This is a genomic window from Ferrimonas sp. (assembly GCF_048263965.1).
Classification (GTDB): domain Bacteria; phylum Pseudomonadota; class Gammaproteobacteria; order Enterobacterales; family Shewanellaceae; genus Ferrimonas.
This window is the reverse complement of sequence record NZ_JBLXDO010000001.1, coordinates 205,656-226,456: the sequence shown is the minus strand read 5'-3', so window position 1 is coordinate 226,456 and position 20,801 is coordinate 205,656. Positions and strand designations below refer to the sequence as shown.

The 20,801-nt window shown below is 59.8% G+C and carries 18 protein-coding genes; 8 read left to right on the top strand and 10 right to left on the bottom strand.

Going from position 1 to position 20,801, the window contains the following annotated elements; all coding sequences use genetic code 11:
• Positions 1-61 precede the first annotated feature (61 nt).
• The 4 genes from ACN0RV_RS01045 to ACN0RV_RS01030 form a co-directional block, all read right to left on the bottom strand.
• Complete coding sequence (locus ACN0RV_RS01045) at positions 62-1,693, bottom strand: methyl-accepting chemotaxis protein (protein WP_417344783.1); 1,632 nt, start codon at positions 1,691-1,693, stop codon at positions 62-64.
• Positions 1,694-1,851: 158 nt separating this feature from the next.
• Complete coding sequence (locus ACN0RV_RS01040) at positions 1,852-2,355, bottom strand: aminoacyl-tRNA deacylase (protein WP_417344781.1); 504 nt, start codon at positions 2,353-2,355, stop codon at positions 1,852-1,854.
• Between the two features lie 149 nt (positions 2,356-2,504).
• A complete protein-coding gene (uvrD, locus tag ACN0RV_RS01035; protein WP_417344779.1) occupies positions 2,505-4,679 on the bottom strand; it encodes a DNA helicase II in 2,175 nt (724 codons plus the stop codon).
• A 60-nt stretch (positions 4,680-4,739) separates the two neighbouring features.
• Positions 4,740-5,453 (bottom strand): HAD-IA family hydrolase, encoded by a 714-nt coding sequence (locus ACN0RV_RS01030; RefSeq protein WP_417344777.1) that lies wholly within the window; start codon positions 5,451-5,453, stop codon positions 4,740-4,742.
• 342 nt (positions 5,454-5,795) lie between these two features.
• Between ACN0RV_RS01030 and ACN0RV_RS01025 the strand changes: the two genes are divergently transcribed.
• The 3 genes from ACN0RV_RS01025 to ACN0RV_RS01015 all read left to right on the top strand — a co-directional run bounded on the left by ACN0RV_RS01025 (position 5,796) and on the right by ACN0RV_RS01015 (position 9,732).
• The gene (locus ACN0RV_RS01025) at positions 5,796-7,994 is read left to right on the top strand and encodes an OmcA/MtrC family decaheme c-type cytochrome (protein ID WP_417344775.1); all 2,199 of its coding nucleotides are present in this window, start codon (positions 5,796-5,798) and stop codon (positions 7,992-7,994) included.
• A gap of 96 nt (positions 7,995-8,090) precedes the next feature.
• Complete coding sequence (locus ACN0RV_RS01020) at positions 8,091-8,423, top strand: DUF2956 domain-containing protein (RefSeq protein ID WP_417344773.1); 333 nt, start codon at positions 8,091-8,093, stop codon at positions 8,421-8,423.
• 175 nt (positions 8,424-8,598) lie between these two features.
• Positions 8,599-9,732, top strand: coding sequence for a hypothetical protein (locus tag ACN0RV_RS01015; protein ID WP_417344772.1), 1,134 nt, complete (start codon positions 8,599-8,601; stop codon positions 9,730-9,732).
• A 129-nt stretch (positions 9,733-9,861) separates the two neighbouring features.
• Here ACN0RV_RS01015 and ACN0RV_RS01010 read toward each other — a convergent pair whose 3' ends face one another.
• The gene (locus ACN0RV_RS01010; RefSeq protein ID WP_417344770.1) at positions 9,862-11,397 is read right to left on the bottom strand and encodes a sigma-54 interaction domain-containing protein; all 1,536 of its coding nucleotides are present in this window, start codon (positions 11,395-11,397) and stop codon (positions 9,862-9,864) included.
• Positions 11,398-11,947: 550 nt separating this feature from the next.
• On the opposite strand from ACN0RV_RS01010, the gene ACN0RV_RS01005 reads away from it, so the two are divergent.
• The 4 genes from ACN0RV_RS01005 to ACN0RV_RS00990 all read left to right on the top strand — a co-directional run bounded on the left by ACN0RV_RS01005 (position 11,948) and on the right by ACN0RV_RS00990 (position 16,388).
• On the top strand, positions 11,948-13,594 hold the full coding sequence (locus ACN0RV_RS01005) for an HAL/PAL/TAL family ammonia-lyase (protein WP_417344768.1): 1,647 nt from the start codon (positions 11,948-11,950) through the stop codon (positions 13,592-13,594).
• A gap of 319 nt (positions 13,595-13,913) precedes the next feature.
• Positions 13,914-15,470 carry a flavocytochrome c gene (locus ACN0RV_RS01000; protein ID WP_417344766.1) on the top strand — a complete coding sequence of 519 codons (1,557 nt, stop codon included), beginning with the start codon at positions 13,914-13,916 and terminating at the stop codon, positions 15,468-15,470.
• Between the two features lie 14 nt (positions 15,471-15,484).
• Positions 15,485-15,898: a cytochrome c3 family protein gene (locus ACN0RV_RS00995; RefSeq protein ID WP_417344764.1), complete on the top strand. Its 414-nt coding sequence runs from the start codon at positions 15,485-15,487 to the stop codon at positions 15,896-15,898.
• Positions 15,899-16,127: 229 nt separating this feature from the next.
• Positions 16,128-16,388, top strand: coding sequence for a cell division protein ZapB (locus tag ACN0RV_RS00990; protein ID WP_417344762.1), 261 nt, complete (start codon positions 16,128-16,130; stop codon positions 16,386-16,388).
• Positions 16,389-16,392: 4 nt separating this feature from the next.
• Here ACN0RV_RS00990 and ACN0RV_RS00985 read toward each other — a convergent pair whose 3' ends face one another.
• The 5 genes from ACN0RV_RS00985 to ACN0RV_RS00965 form a co-directional block, all read right to left on the bottom strand.
• Complete coding sequence (locus ACN0RV_RS00985) at positions 16,393-16,599, bottom strand: DUF1107 family protein (protein WP_028107889.1); 207 nt, start codon at positions 16,597-16,599, stop codon at positions 16,393-16,395.
• Positions 16,600-16,977: 378 nt separating this feature from the next.
• The gene (locus ACN0RV_RS00980) at positions 16,978-17,589 is read right to left on the bottom strand and encodes a thiol:disulfide interchange protein DsbA/DsbL (protein ID WP_417344760.1); all 612 of its coding nucleotides are present in this window, start codon (positions 17,587-17,589) and stop codon (positions 16,978-16,980) included.
• A gap of 60 nt (positions 17,590-17,649) precedes the next feature.
• On the bottom strand, positions 17,650-18,636 hold the full coding sequence (locus ACN0RV_RS00975; RefSeq protein ID WP_417344758.1) for a serine/threonine protein kinase: 987 nt from the start codon (positions 18,634-18,636) through the stop codon (positions 17,650-17,652).
• Positions 18,633-18,950 (bottom strand): DUF3630 family protein, encoded by a 318-nt coding sequence (locus ACN0RV_RS00970; protein WP_417344756.1) that lies wholly within the window; start codon positions 18,948-18,950, stop codon positions 18,633-18,635. Before ACN0RV_RS00970 ends, ACN0RV_RS00975 begins: the two co-directional genes overlap by 4 nt.
• On the bottom strand, positions 18,914-20,332 hold the full coding sequence (locus tag ACN0RV_RS00965) for a protein adenylyltransferase SelO (protein WP_417344754.1): 1,419 nt from the start codon (positions 20,330-20,332) through the stop codon (positions 18,914-18,916). The genes ACN0RV_RS00970 and ACN0RV_RS00965 overlap by 37 nt, the downstream gene beginning before the upstream one ends.
• 59 nt (positions 20,333-20,391) lie before the next feature.
• Between ACN0RV_RS00965 and ACN0RV_RS00960 the strand changes: the two genes are divergently transcribed.
• Positions 20,392-20,751, top strand: coding sequence for a DsrE/DsrF/TusD sulfur relay family protein (locus tag ACN0RV_RS00960; protein ID WP_417344753.1), 360 nt, complete (start codon positions 20,392-20,394; stop codon positions 20,749-20,751).
• The last annotated feature ends 50 nt before the right edge of the window (positions 20,752-20,801 follow it).

Genomic DNA, 20,801 nt, shown 5'->3' with positions numbered 1-20,801 from the left:
TCTCTTAAGAGTTCAACTGGGGCCATTATGCGTGATCCAGATCAGATTTTACAGTGGGTTGCTACCCACTGAAGTTGAATCTCTGCAGTTGATTCTGCAGGGATGCCGCATGGTCCAGCAGAGCCTGACTCTGCCCGGCAACCTGTTGAGCCTGAAGCTCCACCTCACTGCCCGACTCATTGGCCCGGATCAGATTCTGGTTGATCTCCTCCGCCACGGCACTCTGCTGCTCGGAGGCGGTGGCGATCTGGCCGGCACGGTCGTTGGCATCGCGGATGCGGCTCACCACCTGTTCCAGCTCCAGGGCCATCGCCTTACTCTCGGCAGCGCTGTCGCTGGCCAGGGTGGTGCAGCTGCCCATGGCTTCCACGGACACCATGGCGCCCCTCTGCAAGGTTTCGATGGTGCTCTGCACCTGGGAAGTGGACTCACGGGTTCGCGCCGCCAGACCCCGCACCTCGTCGGCCACCACGGCGAAGCCGCGGCCCTGCTCTCCAGCCCGGGCCGCCTCGATGGCGGCATTGAGGGCCAACAGGTTGGTCTGCTCGGAGATGCCGTTGATCACATCGGTGATTTCGCTGATCGCCTGAACCCCCTGATGCAGTTCGCGGATGCGATCGGCACTGGCACCCACACTGGCCGCCAACTCATTGATCCGCTCCTCGGCCTGATGCATCCGCTGCTGCCCCTGCTCACTGCTGTTGCTGGCGGCATGGGTGGTGGTGGCGGTCTGCTCGGCGTTGTTGGCCACATCACCGATGGTGTGACTCATCTCATTGACCGCGGTGGCGACCTGCTGCAACTGAGATTGCTGCTCGGTGATGGAATGACGGCTGGCCTGGGCGGAATCCGCCAGCGCCAGAGCCTGCTCCTGGGCCTCGGTGGCGGTGCGCTTTACTTGTGAGAGCACGGTCACCAGGGACTGACGCATCTTGCCCAGGGCCTGAGCCAGATGACCCAGTTCATCCTTGCGGTCATGCAGGTGACTGTCCTTGTCGCCCAGGTCGCCGTCGGCCATGGCATCACAGGCCACCTCCAATTCGTGGATGGCAGTGGCGATATCCCGTCGGACGAAATGGCTCACCAGTTGGGTGACGGCGGTGGCGATCAACGACACCCAGATCAGCCTGATCACCAGATCCCAGAACAGGGCCTGACCACTGGCGTGCTCGATGCCGGCGCCAATGATCCAGTTCCACTGGGCATCGCGGACAACGTAAGCGGTCTTCTCCACCGGCTGGCCGTCAGCGCCCTTAAGGTGGTAGGTGAGGAAGCCCTGTCCCGGGCCTTGACCCAGGTTGACCATCTCCCGCCAGAAGGGGGAGCCATTGACATCGGTCTCCCGGGTGATGTCCTGGCCTAAGGCATCGGTTCTGTGTGGGTGAGCCAGCAGCTCGCCATCGGTCCCCAGCACCCAGAAGTAGTGCTTGCCCTCAAACCTGAGCTGGGTCAGGGCAGCCAATGCCTGAGACTTGGCTTGTGCCTCCCCCAGTTGTGCCGCCTGCCCCTGATAGAAGGTCACCAGGGAGTGCGCCTGATCCAGGTGCCCCTTGAGGGCCTGATCCGTGGCATCGTTGATGCGGCTTTTAAGGAGGTTGGCGGAAAAGATGAGCAGCCACAGGGTGGCAATGATGGAGAGAATGACCAGAAGCCACAGCTTCTTGCTGATAGAAATTCGTTTCAGTAACAGCACTTTAACTTCTTCCTTGAGAAACGTGTAACCGCAAAATACACGCTTCTCAAGGTGGGGTACTGATCTGGATCACAACTGCAACAACTTGGGCGTGATCCCCGCCCCCCTCTGAACTCATCTCAACTCAGAGGGGCTGACCCTGACACACGCCGACCAGGCTACAGCCAACGCCGCTGGCCATAATCCAGTGTCGGTTGCACGCTGAAGCGTCCGTGGCGGTCTTTGCGCATTACCTTGTCAAAACCTTGCTTGTCCAGCTGCACCAGCAACTGATGATCCCCGGCCTCGAAGTAAACTCTGTCCTGGTCCGACAGGGCGTCATCCACCACCACCGGCAGATTATAGGCCTGACCCAGGGCAGGCAGGGCACCAAACTGGCAGTCGGGGAAGCTTCGTGCCGCTTCCACCTCCTCCATCAGGCTGAACTCCCGCTCCATGATCTCTCCCAGGCGCTTGAGGCGGATGCGGCGATCGGCGGGAAGCACCGCCATCAAATGGCGCCCCTCATGATCTTCCAACATCACAGCCTTGGCGACCTGCTGTTTGGGGATGCCGGCACTGATGGCCGATTGCAGGGCTGACTCTGTGTAGGGGTGTGACACCACCTTAAAGGGGATGCCTTGTTGATTCAGATATTCACTGACGCTGATCGCAATGCCCATATCCCATCCTCCTCACCAAGAAAGAACCTCACTCTAAGTGTAGGGGGTATGGGCCCTGGGGGCGCAGTTTTACAGTCTCTTTGTGGGGATTGGCGGCGCAACCAGCCACTTTGACGTTGTTCGGTGTCAGCGCCGCTGCCAACGAGGCATTATGCGGGTTGCAATCGGGCGTAGGCCACCACCAGCCACTTGATCCCCTGGCCGTCGAATGCCACCTGCACCCGACTCTGAGGACCGGTCCCCTCATAGTTGATGATCACCCCATCGCCAAACTTAGGGTGCTTGACCCGCTGCCCCAGTTTCAGCCCGGTATTGTCGAAGCTCTCCTGGGTACGGCTGAAGCGGTTGACCGCCTTGGTCTGAGTCACCTGGGTCTGAGGACGGATCTGCTCCAAGTACTGTTCGGGGATCTCACTGAGGAAGCGAGACGCCTTGGCAAAGGTCTCCCGGCCATAGATGCGGCGGCTTTCCGCATAGGTAAGGTAGAGCTTCTGCATCGCCCGGGTCATGCCCACATAGCAGAGGCGACGCTCCTCCTCCAGACGATCACCCTCCTCCACCGCTTTCTGGCTGGGGAACATCCCCTCCTCGACGCCGCAGATGAACACCAGGGGAAACTCCAGGCCCTTGGCGGAGTGCAGCGTCATCATCTGCACCGCATCTTCACTGTCGCTGGCCTGATTCTCCCCCGCCTCCAGGGCGGCATGGGCCAGGAAGGCGTTGAGATCGCTCATCTCATCCGCTTCCTCCGGCTTCTCGAAGGTGCCGGCAGCGGTCACCAGTTCCTGCAAGTTCTCCACCCGGGCCTGGCCCTTCTCCCCCTTCTCCTGCTCATACATGCTCTTCAGCCCGGAGTGCTGAATCACATGGTCGGTGGCCAGCTTCAGGCTGAGATCCTCGGTTTCATCCTCCAGCTCCTCCACCAGGGACATGAAACCGCGAACCGCATTGGCCGCCCGTCCGGAGAGAGCTTTCTCATTGAGCAGTTGCTGACAGGCACGCCACAGGGAGAGCCCATGCTGACGGGCGGTGGTGCGCAGTATGTCCAGGGTGCGATCGCCAATGCCCCGGGCCGGGGTGTTAACCACCCGTTCGAAAGCCGCATCGTCCCCCCGGTTGGCCACCAGGCGCATATAGGCCAGGGCATCTTTGATCTCCTGACGCTCGAAGAAGCGCAGTCCGCCATAGATTCGATAGGCCACCTGCTGATGGAGCAATGCCTCCTCCAATACCCGGGACTGGGCGTTGGAGCGATAGAGCACGGCACAGTCGGAAAGGGCCCCGCCCTGCTCCAGGTGCTGACGGATGCGGCTGACGATAAAGCGCGCCTCCTCCAGCTCGTTAAACGCCTGGAACACCGAGATCAGATCGCCGTCCCGCCCTTCGGTCCACAACTCCTTACCCATGCGCTCGGCGTTGTTGGCGATCAGGGTGTTGGAGGCCGCCAGGATGTTGGCGGTGGAGCGATAGTTCTGCTCCAGGCGGATCACCTGGGATCCGGGGAAGTCATCCAGAAACTTGGACAGGTTCTCCACCTTGGCGCCACGCCAGCCGTAGATGGACTGGTCGTCGTCGCCGACGATCATCACATTGGTGGTGTTGCCCGCCAGCAGACGGATCCAGGCGTACTGAATGGCGTTGGTGTCCTGGAACTCGTCCACCAGCAGATGGCGGAAGCGCCCCTGGTAGTGAGCCAGGATATGGGGATGGTTCAGCCACAACTCATGGGCACGCAGCAGCAACTCGGCAAAATCCACCAGCCCGGCCCGATCGCAGGCGTCCTGATAGGTGGTGTAGATCCGCAGCAGGGTCTGCTCCATGGGGTGATGGCTGGCATCGATGTGCTTGGGACGCAGCCCCTCATCCTTTTTGGCGTTGATGTACCCCATCGCCTGACGGGGTGGCCAACGCTTCTCATCCAGATCCAGGCTTTTGAGAATGCGGCGGATCATCCGGTACTGGTCATCAGCGTCCAGAATCTGGAACCCTTCCGGCAGCCCGGCTTCCTGATGATGGGCCCTGAGCAGCCTGTGGGCCAGGCCGTGGAAGGTGCCGATCCACATGCGGTTCATGGGGCCACCGACCAGAGACTCAATCCGACCACGCATCTCCGCCGACGCCTTATTGGTGAAGGTCACCGCCAGGATGGCAAAGGGACTCTCGCCCTGGTCATTGAGCAACCAGGCGATGCGGTGGGTCAGTACCCGAGTTTTACCACTTCCGGCACCGGCCAGCACCAGAACCGAGCCCGGCGCCGACTCCACCGCCGCCCGCTGCTTATCATTGAGCGAGTCGAGAAGGGGGTGAGAGTGTGCTGCAGTCATGGTGGGGCTCCGGGGACAAAAAAGGCACTATACCAAAAATACTGAATATTTAACCAGTACTCAGAGGGGCAATTGTAACAGTTGCTCCAGTTGGCTGAAGCTGAAGGTCGGCAGGCTTTGCCCCATGGGCCGGGGCGCCTGTCCATAGGGCGGGGTCAACCAGCCACTCTGGCAGCCGACCCGGTTGGCCCCCTGAATATCCGCCCTGGGGTGATCGCCGATATGCAGCAGAGCGACAGGCGCGATATCCAGGCGTTCCAGGGTGGAAAGAAACAGGTCTTTGTCTGGTTTCATACGGCCATCAGGGCCGGCATGGACGCTGAACTGAAACGGTGCCTCGGGCCAGAAGCGGGCCAGGCTTGCGTTGCCATTGGTGATGGCCACCAGAGGCCGCCGCTGGGCCAGAACCGCCAGGACGCGCTTAACCTCCGGCGCCAAGACGATCTGAGAGCGCCACTCCAGAAAGTTGGCCATGGCCCCGTCCGCCAGTTCCTGGGCTTCACACTGCTTTGCCCCCAGCGCCCTGAGTCCCGTCTCCAGGGTGCGATGACGCAGCTTGGTGGTGTCGTGCCTCAACCCAGGCTCTCCCGCCAGCATCAGCCGCTTCTGTTCACGCCACCAGGCGGTATCTGCGGCTTTCGAATGAAAGTGGTGCCCCAGCCACGTCATCAGCCGGGATTCCGCCGCCAGCAGAACGGGCTTGTTGTTATACAGGGTGTCATCCAGATCAAAGCTGATCGCTTCGATGGGACAGAGGCGGCGATAAAACTTCATGGGGCTTCCACAGTCGGGTACGGATTGGACTTAGCATATCTTGCCCCTTTGAGGCGCCCAACAGAAAAAAGACAATTTGGATGAAATACCCTGGCGGGATAGTGGGTCTTATAGATGACTGTCCTGTCTGTTTCATCATTTCATCCTTAGCCGGGGTGCCTTCGGGCCCCCGTTTTTTTGTCCCTGAGACAAAAGGTCGGCCACATCTGCAAACCAAGTACCCGACTAAAACAGTAAGGCATTATTCTCCTGAACTTTTTTATGGTTTTTTCCTGTCGAGGCGAACCAAGCTCAACTACCTTTTAGGAGCACCTCCCTATAAGGACAAAAAGGAGAGTAATGATGAGCAGTTGGAATCGCTTGGGACTCGCCCTGCTGGTGGGTTCTTCCTTGATGCTGGGCGCCTGTGATGGCGACGATGGCGCAGACGGCGCCCCAGGACCAGAAGGTCCTCCCGGTCCTCCCGGGGATCCTGGGCTGCCCAGTGACGGCTTCACCCGAGGCGCCGAGCTGGCTTCCGATGTCACCCTGACCCTGGAGAGCATCACAGTCACCGGGGCCGACCCCTTTGCCCTGGCCTTCTCCGCCTCCGGCAAGAACGAGCGTGGTGAATCCGTGCCCCTGGTGGGCCTGTCCCGCATAGCTCTCTATGTGATGAATCAGGCCGCCAACAGCAGCGACAGCGGCGCGCCGGTGCAGTGGATCAGCCATACCCAGGCCAACGAGTTCGGCAGCTCCATGTTCTGCACACCAACGGGCACCGCAACCTCCAGGGGTAACGAGGTCAATGCCTGTACCCTGGTGGAAGATCCGGACAATCCAGGTCGCTACACCGGCAGCTGGAGCCACGACGGCAACGCCCCCGTGGTCCTGGCCGATGGCGACGCCAACGCCCTGCACCGAGTGGTGATCCGCGCCTATGACCTGGTGGACAGCAACGGTGAAGGGGTGGAGGACAAAGTGATGTCCCAACCCAAGGATTTCATTCCCGCCACCGGGGAAGACGCCATTTCGGTCAAGGACAGCGTCGCCAACGCCGCCTGCATCCAGTGTCACGGCGCCCTGGAGGGGTATCCGGAAGGGGACGATCGATTCGCCTATGTGTCACGTCACGGCAATTACCAGAAGGTGGAACAGTGCGTTGCCTGCCACACTCCAGCCCTCGGCAGTGCCGACTTCGCGCCGATGATTCATGGCATCCATTCCAGCTTCCGAGAAGGGTTCGAAGAGGTCGGCTTCCCAGGCGAACTGTTCCAGTGTCAGCACTGTCACGGCGAGATGGACAGCTGGCAGTCCAATATCTGGGGTCAGGCGTGCCAGGCATGCCACACCAGTGAAGCGGCCGCTAACCACATCACCGCCGTTGGCACTGATCGGGGATGCGCAACCTGTCATGGGGCCGATGCACCACCCGCCGGACCGGGCCTGCCCGGCTCAGTGGCGGACAGCCATATGCCGATGCGTCGAGCCATGATGGCGGCCACACCGGGAATGGCCTTTGAGTTCACCTCGGCAGTGGTCAGCGACAACGGCGTGGACGATGGGCTGAGCACCCTGACGGTCTCCGCCAATCTCAGCTTCAATGGCGCCCCGGCCGCGGACGATTTCGACTTTACCCCCTACATGACCAACACGGGTCGAGGCATCCTGCTGGGCAACGTCGCCAGCGATGGCGTGGTCACCCGCAACACCACCCTGGATATCCATGACGATCGGGTCAGCCTGACCGGAGGCGTACTGACCGTGGCCAGGGACCTGGCCGACGCCACCCTGACCGGAACCGTCTATGTCACCGCCGAAGTGCAGTTCTGTGGTGAAGCCGGGATGGCCATGCCCTGTGAGGCGGACGGCACCGGCTACGCCAACCTGGCACCTGTGGCCTACTTCAATCTGGATGGCGGCGATCCTACCCTGGCTCGCCACAGCCAGCCCGATCGGGTCACGGTCACCGAGGCCAACTGCAATACCTGCCACGAAAACCTGACCCATGTGAAAGGTACCCACGGCGCCACCGAGTTCACCCAGTGCATGCATTGCCACAACAGCACCTGGGCCGGCTCCTTCCACCCTGGGGTTAACCTGATCAACGACGATGGCAGCTTTACTGCCGTACCCGGGCTGACTTACGCCAACCGGGATCTGGTGACCGTAGTACACCGTTACCACAGTGGTGCCTGGGACAATGAAGAAGCCCACGGCGTCTACCTCGATGGTGACGTGGAACTGCAAGGTTACCCCAGCGCCATCAACGACTGCAGTGCCTGCCATACGCCCGGTCAGTCGCTGTTTGCCGCCGATGGTGGCCTGACTTCAGGCAAGCGAGCCATCGCCATCGGTGCCGACCAGTACATCACGCCGGTCGCCGCAAGCTGTCGGGGCTGCCATGCCCACTCGGATGAAGCCGCCATGGCTCACTTTGAGAGTATGGGAGCCACGGTAGACAGCAGTCCGGACACCAGCCCCAACCTGCCGGTAGAAAGCTGTGCCACCTGTCACGCAGAGGGCAAGACCTTCGGCATCGACATGGTTCACGGTCACTAGCCTGAGCCACCCTCAACAGGGCCCCAGCCGGGGCCCTGTTTCAAGCCTGCCCTCCCTGAGTTACACTGCCCTCCCCTGCATCACAACAGAGTTCCCATGAGCAAAAAAGATCAACACACTCCCTCCCCCCAGGTGGTGGCTGAAGCGGAGAAGATCGCCCGGGCCACCCAGAAACCGGGGCAAACCAAAGAGCAGACCCGACTCATCGCCAAGGGGATCGAGAAGGGGATCGCCGAGTACAAGAAACGCGAGAAGGCCAAAGCCCGGGAGCGGGACAAACTGAAAAAGAAGCAGGTCCGGGCCAAAGCCGACGCCGAGCCGGAGGCGGTTGCGCCGGCGGAGTCCAGCGACGCCAAGTCACAACCCCTGCCCTGGATTCTGCTGGGGATCAGTTGGGCGGGATTCGTCGCCTACCTGCTGATGGCCTGACTCTGTGGCGTTGAAATATCGTTGCAATCACGAAATATGGTGACATGGCGGCCACCATATTTCGTCATTCCCCTTCATAATTCAAACAATCTCCCTCCTAAGCGGGTATTTTCTCTCTTGGCACGGCCCCTGCTCTCTATTTACCACAACAAAAAACACTCTATAGGTAAATATGATGATGCCCATGCGTTTGACCAAATCAGCTTTGGTGATCTCCGCTCTGTTCTCCTCGATGTTCGCGATGAATGCAGCGGCAGAAGATGGAATGAATATCGGCGGATCCGTTCGAGTTAATTACGGCCTTCGTTTTTACGATGACCAGCAAAAAGACAAGGGCGGCGATTTTAATTTCGACGTTCTGACTCTGAAATTTGACGGCACTCACGGAAAGTGGGGCCTGTCCAGCGAATATCGCTTCGCTTCCGGCAAACATTTCATCAAGTGGGGCTACGGCTACTACCAGATGAACGACGATCTGCAGATCCAGCTGGGTGTGAACAAGACCCCCTTCGGTAACCCCGGCTTCATCTCCAACAGCTGGTGGTTTGGCCTGCCCTACTACCTGGGCTTCGAAGATGACTTCGATGTGGGCGCCAAAGCCGTGCACCACAGCGGCAACCTGACCACCGAGTTTGGCTTCTACAAGAACGGCGAATACAACTCCGGTGACAACAAGGCCTACGCCCCGGACATCTACAACGGCGTGGTCAATGGTACCGAGTACAACAACCAGGAAACCAACCAGCTGAACCTGCGCCAGGTGTACAAGCACAGCAGCGGCGAGCTGACTGTGAAGGCCGGCTACTCCCTGGAGTACGGCCAGATCTACAACACCAAGACCGAGAAGAACGGCGACCGCTACGCCGTGGCTTTGCACATGGATGCCAGCTACCAGGGCTGGAACCTGCAGCTTCAGGCGATGCAGTATGAGTTCGATGCCGAGAATCCAGAGGGCATGGACAACAACAAGATCGGCCTGGGCGGCGCTGGCTGGCAATATGAAGTGGCGTCCAAAGCGCAGATCTACTCCTTCAACATCGCCAAGACCATCCCCACCAGCTTCGGCAGCATCAAGTTCTACAACGACTTCGGCATGCTGACGCCGGATACCGATGACGCCAGCTTCGATGACAGCTTCCAGAACGTCACCGGTATGGCCATCGCATCTGGCCCGATCTACATCATGGCCGACTTCATCCAGGGTAAGAACATGACCTTCTCTACCAAGATGGATGATCACGTAGGCCTGCCTCAGGCCGGCGATGGCTGGGATCAGCGTATCAACATCAACTTCGGTTACTACTTCTAACCCGTTCTCCCCTGTTCAATTTTCCTGACCCTTTTGCCACCGCTTCGCGCGGTGGCTTTTTTATGCCAACGACACACTCCTGGCACAAAAAAGCCGGGCAGTTGCCCGGCTTGCTCCTTTGTCCGCCCCCTACATCAGCCCCAGCTTCTTCATCCGGCTGCGCAGGGTATTGGGGTGGATCTCCAGCCGTTCGGCGGCGCCTCCCGGCCCGTGGATCTTACCGCCGGTCAGGCGCAGGGCGTGCTCAATGTACTTGGCAGTCATGGTGTCCAGGGGCACCAGATGATCCCCGGCGCGGCTGGGGTCAATCACCACGGTCTCGCCGCCGGACGCGATGGGCACCTGGTCATGTTTGCCCGGCGCCAGGAAGTCGAACTGCAGCGGGCCCCCCCTGGATTGAATCATCGCCCGCTCCACCGCATTCACCAGCTCACGCACATTGCCCGGCCAGTCGTAGTTCTGCAGCCGCGACAACTGCTCCGGCGCGATACTGGGGAGTCGCTCCAGCTTGAAGCGCACCCGGAACTGCTCCAGCAGATGGTGCACCAGCAGGGGGACGTCGCCACGACGTTGGCGCAAGGCAGGAATGGCGATGGGGAACACGTTGAGTCGGTACCAGAGATCTTCCCGGAAGCCGCCGGCCCTGACCATCTGTTGCAGATCCCTGTGGGTGGCGGCCACCACCCGGATATCCAGCTCTACCGGCTCCACACCACCAACCCGGACTATGGTACGGCTCTGGAGCACCCTCAGCAGACGAACCTGGGCAGACAGGGGCAACTCCCCCAGCTCATCCAGGAAGATGGTGCCACCATTGGCCTGCTCGAAGTAACCCTGCTTGCGCTTCTCGGCGCCGGTAAAGGCCCCCTTCTCATAACCGAAGAGCTCAGAATCGATCAGGCTGTCCGGGATGGCACCACAGTTGACCTTGACGAAGGGACGCCCCGCCCGGGCCGAGCGCACGTGGATGGCATTGGCGATCACCTCTTTACCACTGCCGGTTTCCCCCTGAATCAGCACGGTGCTGTCCAGCGGCGCAATGGCTTCCACCTGCTCCATCACCTGCTTAAGCCCGGCGTGGGCGCCAATCACCTCATCCCGGCTGTCCATGGTCCGGCGCAGGCTGCGGTTCTCCGCCTCCAGTTGCGCCTTCTCCGCCAGCAGGTTGCGCCCCTGCAGATTGAAGGCGGTGACCATGGCAAAAGGCTGATGCAGGGATTGCAGCAGATCCCCGTGGCGGGGGCGAAAACTGTGCTCCTCCCTGGAGTAGAGGCCCACCACCCCGAGGTGGAAGTCGTCGCAGCGCATCCGCAGCAGCATCACGGATTTGGCGTCCGGGATCAGCTGAGACAACACGTGATGGGTCACGCTGTCCTGCTCGATGGCGTTCAGGATACGGATGGGCGGGCGCTCCCGATCCGTCAGCCCCTCACACATCTCGGGGGTCAGGGCGATGCGCCGATCCAGCAGCTGCCCACCACCGGCATTGGCGTGGGCCAACATCTGAATCTCCTGGCTTTCCGCCACGAAGATATTGATGTAGATACCATCCACCGGAATGTGGTCCGCCAGGTACTCCAGGCAGGATTGGAGGGAGCACTCCAGCTGAAGGCTACCAGACAGCCGCTGGGTCACCTCATAGAAAAAGCGCAGTTCGGAAGACATGGAAAGGCTCAGGCAGTTACGAAGTCTCGTAATGGTAAGTCACAGCCTCAGGGCAAACCGGGGGTCAGGTCATGTATTTATATTTAGCCATATAGGGAATTTTAAAAAATGAAGCCTCGCTATCATTTTTATAATCTCTTAATTAAGAGTCGGCTTAATTTCCATTTTATACGCCGCTATTTTTGCGTTTATTATCTTATTAACTCAATTTAAAATACGCTTTAGATCACAGTTTTGTTTTTCTGAGCCTGAGCCCACAAAGTACGATTTTTTTGATATTGTTCACATCCTTAGGCCGAGACATCTTATTCCTTTAGTGTGACGATGCCACACTCTCAACCCAAAGAAGCCCTTGGTTAGATTTCGTAGATAACCACGATATCCAGTAAATGAATGTACGATATATCGTAGCTTGGGGCCGCCGATCATAGTTCTGCGGCCAAACCCCCCCTTTGGCACGGCTGGCACACTAGCTGCAACCACAGGGCAAGAGACGAGGGAAACCCCCTGTCCATCGCAGACTAACAATAGATAAGCTGGAGATAGTGAAGTGAAAGCTGTAACGAGTAAAGTCGCACTTGCCCTTGCCCTTAGCCTGAGCGCTGGCAGCGCCCTGGCCAAGGATACCATCGCCCTGAACGGTTTCGACATGACCCTTGATCAGGCGTGGGCCATCGCCAAAGGCGACGCCAACGTGGACATCGCCAAGAAAGCCCACAAGCGTCTGGACAAAGCCTTCGACACCCTGATGACCGCCGCACGCCTGGGCAAGCCCGTTTACGGCCTGACCGTAGGTGTGGGCCTGAACAAGGACCACAAGCTGTTCGACGCTTCCGGCGAAATGACCGAAGAAGCTCTGAAGGCGTCTCGTGAATTCCAGTACAACGCCCTGCGTGCCCACTCCGCCGGTGTCGGTGAGCCCATGCCAGCCGAGCTGGTTCGCCTGGGCATGGTGGTCCGTCTGAACACCCTGCTGCATGGTCAGACCGGTGTGCAGCCGGTGGTTGCCGATCTCTATGAAGCCTACCTGGATAACGACATCGTTCCCGTGGTTCCCTCCAAGGGCACCGTTGGCGAAGCGGACATCCTGATGGCCTCTCACGTAGGCCTGGCCATGCTGGGTGAGTGGGACGTGTACTACAAGGGCGAGCGAATGAGCTCCTCCAAGGCGATGAAGAAGGCGGGCATCAAGCCTCTGTCCCCCATCGGTAAGGACGCCCTTTCCATCCTCTCCAACAACTCCTTCGCAACCGCCTACGCCATGCAGGCCCTGAAGGACTCCGAACAGGTTCTGGACGTGGCCCCCACCCTGTTTGGTCTGTCTCTGGAAGGCCTGAACGGTAACGTTGCCCCCTTCCTGCCTCAGACCAACGACGTGCGTCCTTTCCCCTATGTTCAGGCCACTGCCGACACCATCCTGAACAAGCTGGACGGTTCCTACCTGTGGGAGCTGAACAAGGATCGTCCTCTGCAGGACCCTCTCTCTTTCCGCACCTCTGGCTACACCTTTGCCATGGCTGAAAAGGCGGCAGACGAGCTGGAGAAGATGCTGAGCATCCACATCAACGCCTCTGACGATAACCCAGCCGTGGTGCTGAACCCAGGCAAGGAGTACGTTAACAAGCCTCAGGTCGCCAAATACCTGATCGATGGCAAGGGCGGTGTGTTCCCCACCACCAACTTCAACCCTCTGCCCGTCGCCATGGCGGTACAGCAGCTGAGTGTGGCCATGACCCAGGTGTCCCATAACTCTGTAATGCGCACCACCCGACTGTCTGACGACCACTTCACCCACCTGCCCCGTTTCCTGACTGCGCCAGGTAACATGGGTCACGCCTTCGGTGCGGTTCAAAAGGCTTACGTGGATCTGCACGTACGCAACAAGCAACTGGCTCAGCCTGTCAGCTTCGAAGGTGTAGCCATCGCCGGTAACATCGAAGACACCTTCACCAACCTGAAGCTGGCTTCCGACAACCTGATCCAGATTGCCGACAACATGAGCTACATCTTCGGCCTCGAGCTGTTCCACTCTGCCCAGGCCATCGACCTGCGTAAGATGGGTAACCCCATGCTGAAACTGGGTAAAGACACCGGCGAGATGTACAAGGAGTACCGCAAACTGGTTAAGTTCGTGGATAAGGATCGCCCTTACACTCCTGACTTCCAGGCCTCTTCCGAGTTTGTGAAAGCCTACTAAGGGTTCTCTCACCCTTGAAAAGCCGGCCCCAGGGCCGGCTTTTGCGTGTTTCGCATTTACCAAATGTCGTAATTCACAGATCGCAATCGCAAACAACCACCCGCAACAGAAAAGAAACTTTCCCATCCTGGCCATATCTTACGAAAACCACTCCAACAACTCGTAACCAGTCACCATATTTCGTAGCGCCTCAAGCCGACATTTCGTGCTTATGAGGGGCGGCTCATGAATCCGGGCCTTTTCCCTGCTTCAGGTCAGGGTGGCACGACCGCTGCAGTGTTGAGGCATCACTATGCCAAGGTGCACTGGAGAATTAACTATGAGTCACCAACACAACACCAACACCTCACGCCGGGCGCTGCTGAAGCAGGGTGCCGCCCTGGCTGCCGGCGTGGGCGGCCTGATGGTCGCCGGCCCCAGCGCCGCCGCGACCTCCTCCCCCAGCCCCAAGTTTGACGAGATCTTTGACATCATCGTGGTCGGCTCCGGCTTTGCCGGCATGTCAGCCGCCGTCCAGGCCGCCGAAGAGGGTGCCAAGGTGCTGGTCATCGACAAGATGCCGGTGTTTGGCGGCAACTCCACCATCAACGGTGGTGCCATGGCCGTAGCCAGCTCCGGCCTCCAGGCCAAATCCAGCATTGAGGACAGCGTAGAGCTGATGGTGTCCGACATGCTCAAGTCCGGTCGCGGCATGAACGATGCCGAGATGCTGAAACTGGTGTGCGACGGTACCGCAGAGTCTGCCCGCTGGTTGGAGAGCTACGGCACCGTATGGAAACCCTTCGTCCAGCATTTCGGTGGTCACTCCGTCCCCCGGGTCTTGCAAACCAGGGAGAGCTCCGGTGCCGGCATCATTCGTCCCCTGATCGCTGCGGCGAAGAAGGCAGGCGTCACCATGTACAAGCAGACCAAACTGATCTCCTTCGTCCAGGATGAGCAACACCGGGTGATCGGCGTGAAGGTCAAGAGCGGTTACTTCTTCCCCAAGGAGCGCACCGGCAAGGACAAACTGCTGGGTGCCCGCCAAGGAGTGATCATGGCCACCGGTGGTTTCGGCCGGGACATCCCCTTCCGCCAGATGCAGCAACCCAGGCTCACCTCGGAGCTGGACTCCACCAATCACCCTGGCGCCAATGCCGACGCCCTCAAGCAGATGATGCTGATCGGTGCCAACCCCATCCACCTGGACCAGATCCAACTGGGTCCCTGGTCCTCCCCCGATGAAAAGGGTTTCGGTACCGCCTCCCAGTTCAACACCGCGGCCACCTATCAGAACGGCATTGTGGTCGACGTTCGCACCGGTGAGCGTTTCTTCAATGAACTGGCGGATCGTAAGGCCCGAGCGGAAGCGATCATGACTCGCCGTGACGCGCAGGGTCAGCCGGTTTACCCCGTCGGTTTCACCAATGAGAAGGGCGCGGCCAAGGCGCAGACTCTGGAGTGGGGCCTGAAGTACGACGTGATTAAGAAGGCGGATACCCTGGATGAGCTGGCTGGCCTCTATGGCATCCCAGCGGAGAAACTGAAGGCCCAGGTAGCCCAGTGGAACCAGTATGTGCGCGACGGTGAGGACAAGCAGTTTGGTCGTCCTCTGATGAAGGCGTTCGAACTGACCCAAGGCCCCTGGTACGCGGTACGCATGTGGCCCAAGGTGCACTACTGCATGGGGGGCGTTCGGGTGAACACCCACTCCCAGGTACTGCACCTGATCTCCGACAAACCGATTCCAGGCCTGTTCGCCGCCGGTGAAGCCACCGGTGGCATCCACGGCGCCTCCCGACTGGGTGCCTGCGCCGTGGCCGAAGGGGTTGTGACCGGCCGCAACGCCGCTCGCAGCGCCGCCAAGGCTGACGCCGTTTCCCTGAAGCTGGCCTGAGGAGTACCCAAACCATGAAAAGAGCCACCATGACCAAAACCATCCCCTCCCTGGCCGCCCTGTTGATGGCCGCCATCGTCGGCCTGTCGCTGCCGGCCATGGCCGCCAAGATGCCGCTGAAGTCCTATCACAAGGAGATCTTCAGCGACGACAAAGGCAACGTGGAGTGCAGCAGTTGCCACGGTGACAGCAAGCCCTACACCATCCCGGATGAGGACGCCTGCCTGACCTGCCACGGCAGCAAGGAGGATCTGGCCGAGGAGACCGAACGTCCGGGTCACGGCGCCGCCTACGAGCCCAACCCCCATGACAGCCTGCACTATGGTCAGGATCTGAGTTGTGTCTACTGTCACGCTCAGCACAAGAAGACCGAGGTGTACTGCAACAACTGCCACGAGTTCAAATACCCCGAGCTCAAGCGCAAATAACCCCGGGGCAGGATGCCCCCACAGGTTTCATCATCATCTCACCGACAATGCCCACCTGTGTGGGCATTTTTTATGGGTTGAGGAAATTTTGGGCGATTCTGGCTACAGGACGCGCCGCAACCAGCAGATCCGGCCACTAAAGGCAAGGGAGAGGGGCGAAATACCGTGATCAGTGCCCCGGGCACTGCTAGAATCGGACTCTGTTCAACCCCTTATGCAGTAAAGTCCTATGAGCTTAGATCTATTAGATAAATTGGAGTCTCGCGTTCAGAGTGCGCTTGAGACCATTGAACTTCAGCAGATGGAGCTGGAGGAGGAGCGCGGCCGTGCCCAGGAGATGGCAGAGAAGGCGGCAGAACTGGAAGCGCGCAACCGAGACCTGGAGCAGCAGTTGCAAGCCTGGAACAGCAAGGCAGAGGGCCTGCTGAATCGCCTGTCCCAGGCTGATGACAGCAATCAGCCCGCTCCGGGGCTGAGCGAGCTGGCCTAAACCTTTATCCGGCTGCTGCGGGTTCTGGCTGCAGCAGTCCGTTCAATTCATTGATCACATCTCTCACCTTGGGCAGCGAGTGTCTGGGCATGATGAAACGCCCCGCTTTGAACTCCAGCCGACCAATGTGTTTTACCAGCACCACTCCATCCCTGAACACCCTGGCGTGCTTAGCAATCATCCTTGGTGCGTAGATTGGGAAAATTCTCACCGTCAAATTCCTTGTTATATTCTGACTGACGCAAACTATCAGACCGCCGCAATTGTATTTGGTTTTATACGCAATACAACGTACTGCGATCAGATTAGCCCAAAGGGATCCGTAGCGATAATTTGACGCCTCCTCATTTGGCAAGATGTTGCAACTTTGTTACCTTGCTTGGCGCAGTGTTCCTAACCGCGGGCACCGGCAGTCAGTACTGCGCCTCGAGGGGTATGGGGCTGAGAGGCCGTGGAGTCGGGTCCGCCTTTTTTGATCGGTGATTCACCGATCTTTTTTTTGTTATTGAGATGTGTATACATTATGCAGAAACATCCATTAACAAAAAGGGCGCCCCAAGGCGCCCTGTCAAACCGGTCAGGCTGAGTCTCAGTCCTGCTTCTTGGCCAGGTAGTTAACCAACTCGCTGAGCTGCTCGGCACTCTCCAGACTGCCCATCTCCACCTGGTACTTGCCGTTGACGATCAGCGCGGGTACACCGCGGATACCGGAGTCGATCTGCTCCTTCTTCCACTTCTTCACCTTGGCGTTCACCATAAAGCTGTTCATCGCCTTATCGTACTTATCGCCGTCAACGCCATTGTCCACAAACAGCTGCTTCACATCGGCACCGGTGGAGAACTGCTTACGGGCATCGTGAATGGCGGAGAACAGGGGGGTCTTCACCTGGTCACCCACCTTGAGGGTCTGCATCACCGCCAGGGCCTTGGTCATCTCCACGCCCATGGGGCCGCCGATGAAGTCCACGTGCTTCTGCTCAAACTTGATCCCGTCGTCCAGACCCTTCTTCAGGTTGGGCAGGTGCACCTTCTCAAAGGTGTAGCAGTGGGGGCAGTAGAAGGAGAAAAACTCGGTAACCGTTGGCTGGCCCTGCACCTTGGCCTGGCTGACCACCTTGTAGTGGGTCCCCTCTTCAAACTGGGCGGCCATGGCCATGGGGGCCAGCACCAAGGCGAAGAGGATGGCGAATAGTTTCTTCATAATCTCTACTCTGATTCAAAGGGTTAAATTGGCAACTACTGTGCCACAGCCCGGGACAAACTAATAGCCCGGAGTCAGTGACAGCGCCGGCTCCTGCAGGGCCGCCAGCTGCTCCTTGAGCGCCAGCACCTGTTCCTCCCAGAATCGACCGGTGCCGAACCAGGGAAAGTTGCGGGGAAAGGCCGGGTCACTCCATCTCAGGGTCAACCAGGAGAGGTAGTGGATCATTCTCAGCGCCCGCAGTGGCTCCACCAGCTGTAACTCTGAGTGGTTGAAGTCGCAAAAAGTTTCATATCCTTCCAGCAAAATGTCCAACTGCATCACTCTTTGACTGCGTTCGCCGGAGAGCATCATCCACAGGTCTTGTACCGCCGGACCGGTTCGGGCGTCATCCAGATCCACAAACCCCGGTCCATCGGGTGTCCAAAGAATGTTGCCAGGGTGCATATCCCCGTGAAGCCGCTGCTGAGCCTGGTCCCAGGGGGCCTGAGCCACCTGTGCCAGCACCTGGTCCAGCACGGTAAAGAAGGCGGTCTCGATGTGACCGGGCAGCTGCGCCTGTTGCTCCAGCACCTGACGAGGCTGATGACCGTGGGTATCGATGTTGAGCGGCGCCCTGTGGGCAAACTGCCCCCCGCGGGCCACCTGATGCAAGCGACCGAGAAACTGCCCCACCTGCTCCAGCTGCTCCAGGTTGTCCACCTCAAACTCCCGGCCGCCGATGCTGTCCCACAGGGCAAAGCGGTACCCCTGATGCTCAAACAGGGTCTCCCCGTCGATGCGCAATGGGGCGGCCACCGGCACCTCGGCATCGGCCAGCTCATGGGAAAAGGCATGCTCCTCCAGGATCGCCGCCTGGGTCCAGCGCTGGGGGCGGTAGAACTTGACCACATAACGACGGCCATCCTCGGCCCGGAACTGGTAGACCCGGTTCTCGTAGCTGTTCAGCGGCAGCAGGCCGGTCTCGGGGTAGATCCCCATGGACTCCACCGCATTGAGGATGCAGTCCGGTCCCAGGGAGTGAAAATCAAATTGGGCTTGGGTCATTGGTGATTCCAAAGTTGCGCCAGGAAAGCGACGACGTCCGCCTCTTGGGGGCGTTCCGCCTCCAGCCAGAGGCTGTCGCACAGTGCCTCATACTGAAGCCGCAGCCGGGCCCCTTCAAACTCCAGGGACCAGCAGTGACGATCCGCCCCCCACTGATGTTCGCCGATACGGCAATCCAGGGCCCTCGCCAGTTGGGTGACAAGGTCCGCCAGGCCCGACTCGGTCAGACTGGCCTGCCAGCGCAGTTGCCCCGCGCCGGCATCGAAGTGAGCGCTGCCTAGCTGGAGCAGGAGAGGGTGATGCTGCTGGCCCATGAAGGGGGATCCTCGGTGTAGTGGGGTGTCTCGGGATGGTCATCATAGGGATGACACAGGGCCCGATGCAAATCCATTAACGGTCCGGCGTCATCCCGCTCTGCCGCCTCGATCGCCGCCTGGGCCAGATGGGTGCGCAACACCACCGCTGGATTGGCTCCGGCCCGAGCCTGTTGCCAGGCATCAAGCTTACCGAAGGAGAGGGCCTGCTGGTACTGCTGCCACCACTGTAACCAGGCATCGTCGGCGCCGAGGCGGACCTGCAGCTCACCCCCCTCTCCCTGAGGATTGAGCCGGGCAAACAGCCTCAGGGTGGTATGGTAATCCACCCCGGTTCTTTGCATCATCCCCACCAGGGCAGACACCCTGTCCAGCCTGGCCTGAAGATCGCCCTCCCCTCCCAGGCCCAGCCTGGCTTCCATCCGCCACAGGTAACGGGCGGTCAGCCGACTCTGGTACAGCTCCAGTGCCTGAGGCATCACCTCGCTGTCCAGATGATCACTCAAGGCCAACGCCAGGCGCTGCAGGTTCCACCAACCGATGCCCGGCTGCTGATCGAAGGCGTAACGGCCATAGTGATCCGAGTGATTGCAGACAAAGCCGGGATCGCAGCGGTCCATAAAGGCAAAGGGACCATAGTCAAAGGTCTCCCCGAGCAGGGACATGTTGTCGCTGTTGAGTACGCCGTGGGCAAAGCCGGCCGCCTGCCAGTCGGCGATGGTGTCGGCGGTTCGGCCAGTGACCTCGAGAAACAGGGCCGCCACCGGGTCCGACTGTTGCTGACACTGGGGGAAATAGCGGGTCAGGGCGTAATCGAGCAGCGCCTGCAGCGGCTTAGGCTGCTGGCTGTGGCGGAAATACTCGAAATGACCGAACCTCAAATGGCTGGGCGTCACCCTGACGGTGATGGCACCGCGCTCGGGCTGCTCGCGAAACACCGGCGTGTCCGAGGCCAGCACCGCCAGGGCCCGGGAGGTGGAGATCCCCAGGTGATGCAGGGCTTCACTGGCGAGGAACTCCCGCACCGCCGAGCGGATCACCGCCCGCCCGTCTCCTCCCCTTGAATAGGGAGTGGGGCCACTGCCCTTGAGAAACAGCTCCCAGCCATTGAGCTCCCCAAGGTGGCAGCCCCGGCCATCCCCCAGCCTGGGGGTATAGCCGCCAAACTGGTGGCCAGAGTAGACCTGGGCGGTGGGCGCCAGTGCAAAGGGGCCCTCTCCGTTGAGTTGGCGCAACACTGATTCGCTGCATTCCCTCAGCCCCAGGGTGGATGCCATCTGCTCACTCCACCCGAGCAAAATCGGGTTCGCCAGAGGCACGGGCCGGACCTCCTCGGCCAGCCCGGCCACCGCCTGATTGATTCCCGGTGTTAGCTTCAGCACACTTTCTCCCTTATCCCTCTGTCACAATAGCGAGATCTGTTTTCCCAACTGGAGTGACCATGACCTCTATCCTGATGGTGGCCCACGACAGCCCCTACGGCTCCGAAAAGCTCTACAACGCCCTGCGCATCGCCCTGGCCCTGCAGGAGCACGCCGACACACCGATTCAACAACGTCTGTTCCTGATGTCCGACGCCGTGGGCGCCGCCCTGTCCGGCCAGAGCACCCCGGATCTCAGCTACCACATCGGTCAGATGCTGGAGCTGCTGATGGCCCAGGACGTGCCGGTCAGCCTGTGCAAAACCTGCGTCGAAGCCCGTGGCATCTCCGAAGAGCGACTGATCCCCGGGGTGAAGATCGGCACCCTGGTGGAGCTGAGCCAGTGGACCCTCGGCAGTGACAAGGTGATCCATATTTGATCCCCTTCGCAGATCTGACCTAAGGCTGTAGAGGCATTGTCGATGCTTTT

Excerpts from the sequence above, each read along its gene's own strand:
- ACN0RV_RS01040 (WP_417344781.1), bottom strand. The coding sequence starts at position 2,355 with ATGGGCATTGCGATCAGCGTCAGTGAATATCTGAATCAACAAGGCATC.
- uvrD (WP_417344779.1), bottom strand. The coding sequence starts at position 4,679 with ATGACTGCAGCACACTCTCACCCCCTTCTCGACTCGCTCAATGATAAG.
- ACN0RV_RS01030 (WP_417344777.1), bottom strand. The coding sequence starts at position 5,453 with ATGAAGTTTTATCGCCGCCTCTGTCCCATCGAAGCGATCAGCTTTGAT.
- ACN0RV_RS01025 (WP_417344775.1), top strand. The coding sequence starts at position 5,796 with ATGAGCAGTTGGAATCGCTTGGGACTCGCCCTGCTGGTGGGTTCTTCC.
- ACN0RV_RS01020 (WP_417344773.1), top strand. The coding sequence starts at position 8,091 with ATGAGCAAAAAAGATCAACACACTCCCTCCCCCCAGGTGGTGGCTGAA.
- ACN0RV_RS01015 (WP_417344772.1), top strand. The coding sequence starts at position 8,599 with ATGATGCCCATGCGTTTGACCAAATCAGCTTTGGTGATCTCCGCTCTG.
- ACN0RV_RS01010 (WP_417344770.1), bottom strand. The coding sequence starts at position 11,397 with ATGTCTTCCGAACTGCGCTTTTTCTATGAGGTGACCCAGCGGCTGTCT.
- ACN0RV_RS01000 (WP_417344766.1), top strand. The coding sequence starts at position 13,914 with ATGAGTCACCAACACAACACCAACACCTCACGCCGGGCGCTGCTGAAG.
- ACN0RV_RS00995 (WP_417344764.1), top strand. The coding sequence starts at position 15,485 with ATGAAAAGAGCCACCATGACCAAAACCATCCCCTCCCTGGCCGCCCTG.
- ACN0RV_RS00990 (WP_417344762.1), top strand. The coding sequence starts at position 16,128 with ATGAGCTTAGATCTATTAGATAAATTGGAGTCTCGCGTTCAGAGTGCG.
- ACN0RV_RS00980 (WP_417344760.1), bottom strand. The coding sequence starts at position 17,589 with ATGAAGAAACTATTCGCCATCCTCTTCGCCTTGGTGCTGGCCCCCATG.
- ACN0RV_RS00975 (WP_417344758.1), bottom strand. The coding sequence starts at position 18,636 with ATGACCCAAGCCCAATTTGATTTTCACTCCCTGGGACCGGACTGCATC.
- ACN0RV_RS00970 (WP_417344756.1), bottom strand. The coding sequence starts at position 18,950 with ATGGGCCAGCAGCATCACCCTCTCCTGCTCCAGCTAGGCAGCGCTCAC.
- ACN0RV_RS00960 (WP_417344753.1), top strand. The coding sequence starts at position 20,392 with ATGACCTCTATCCTGATGGTGGCCCACGACAGCCCCTACGGCTCCGAA.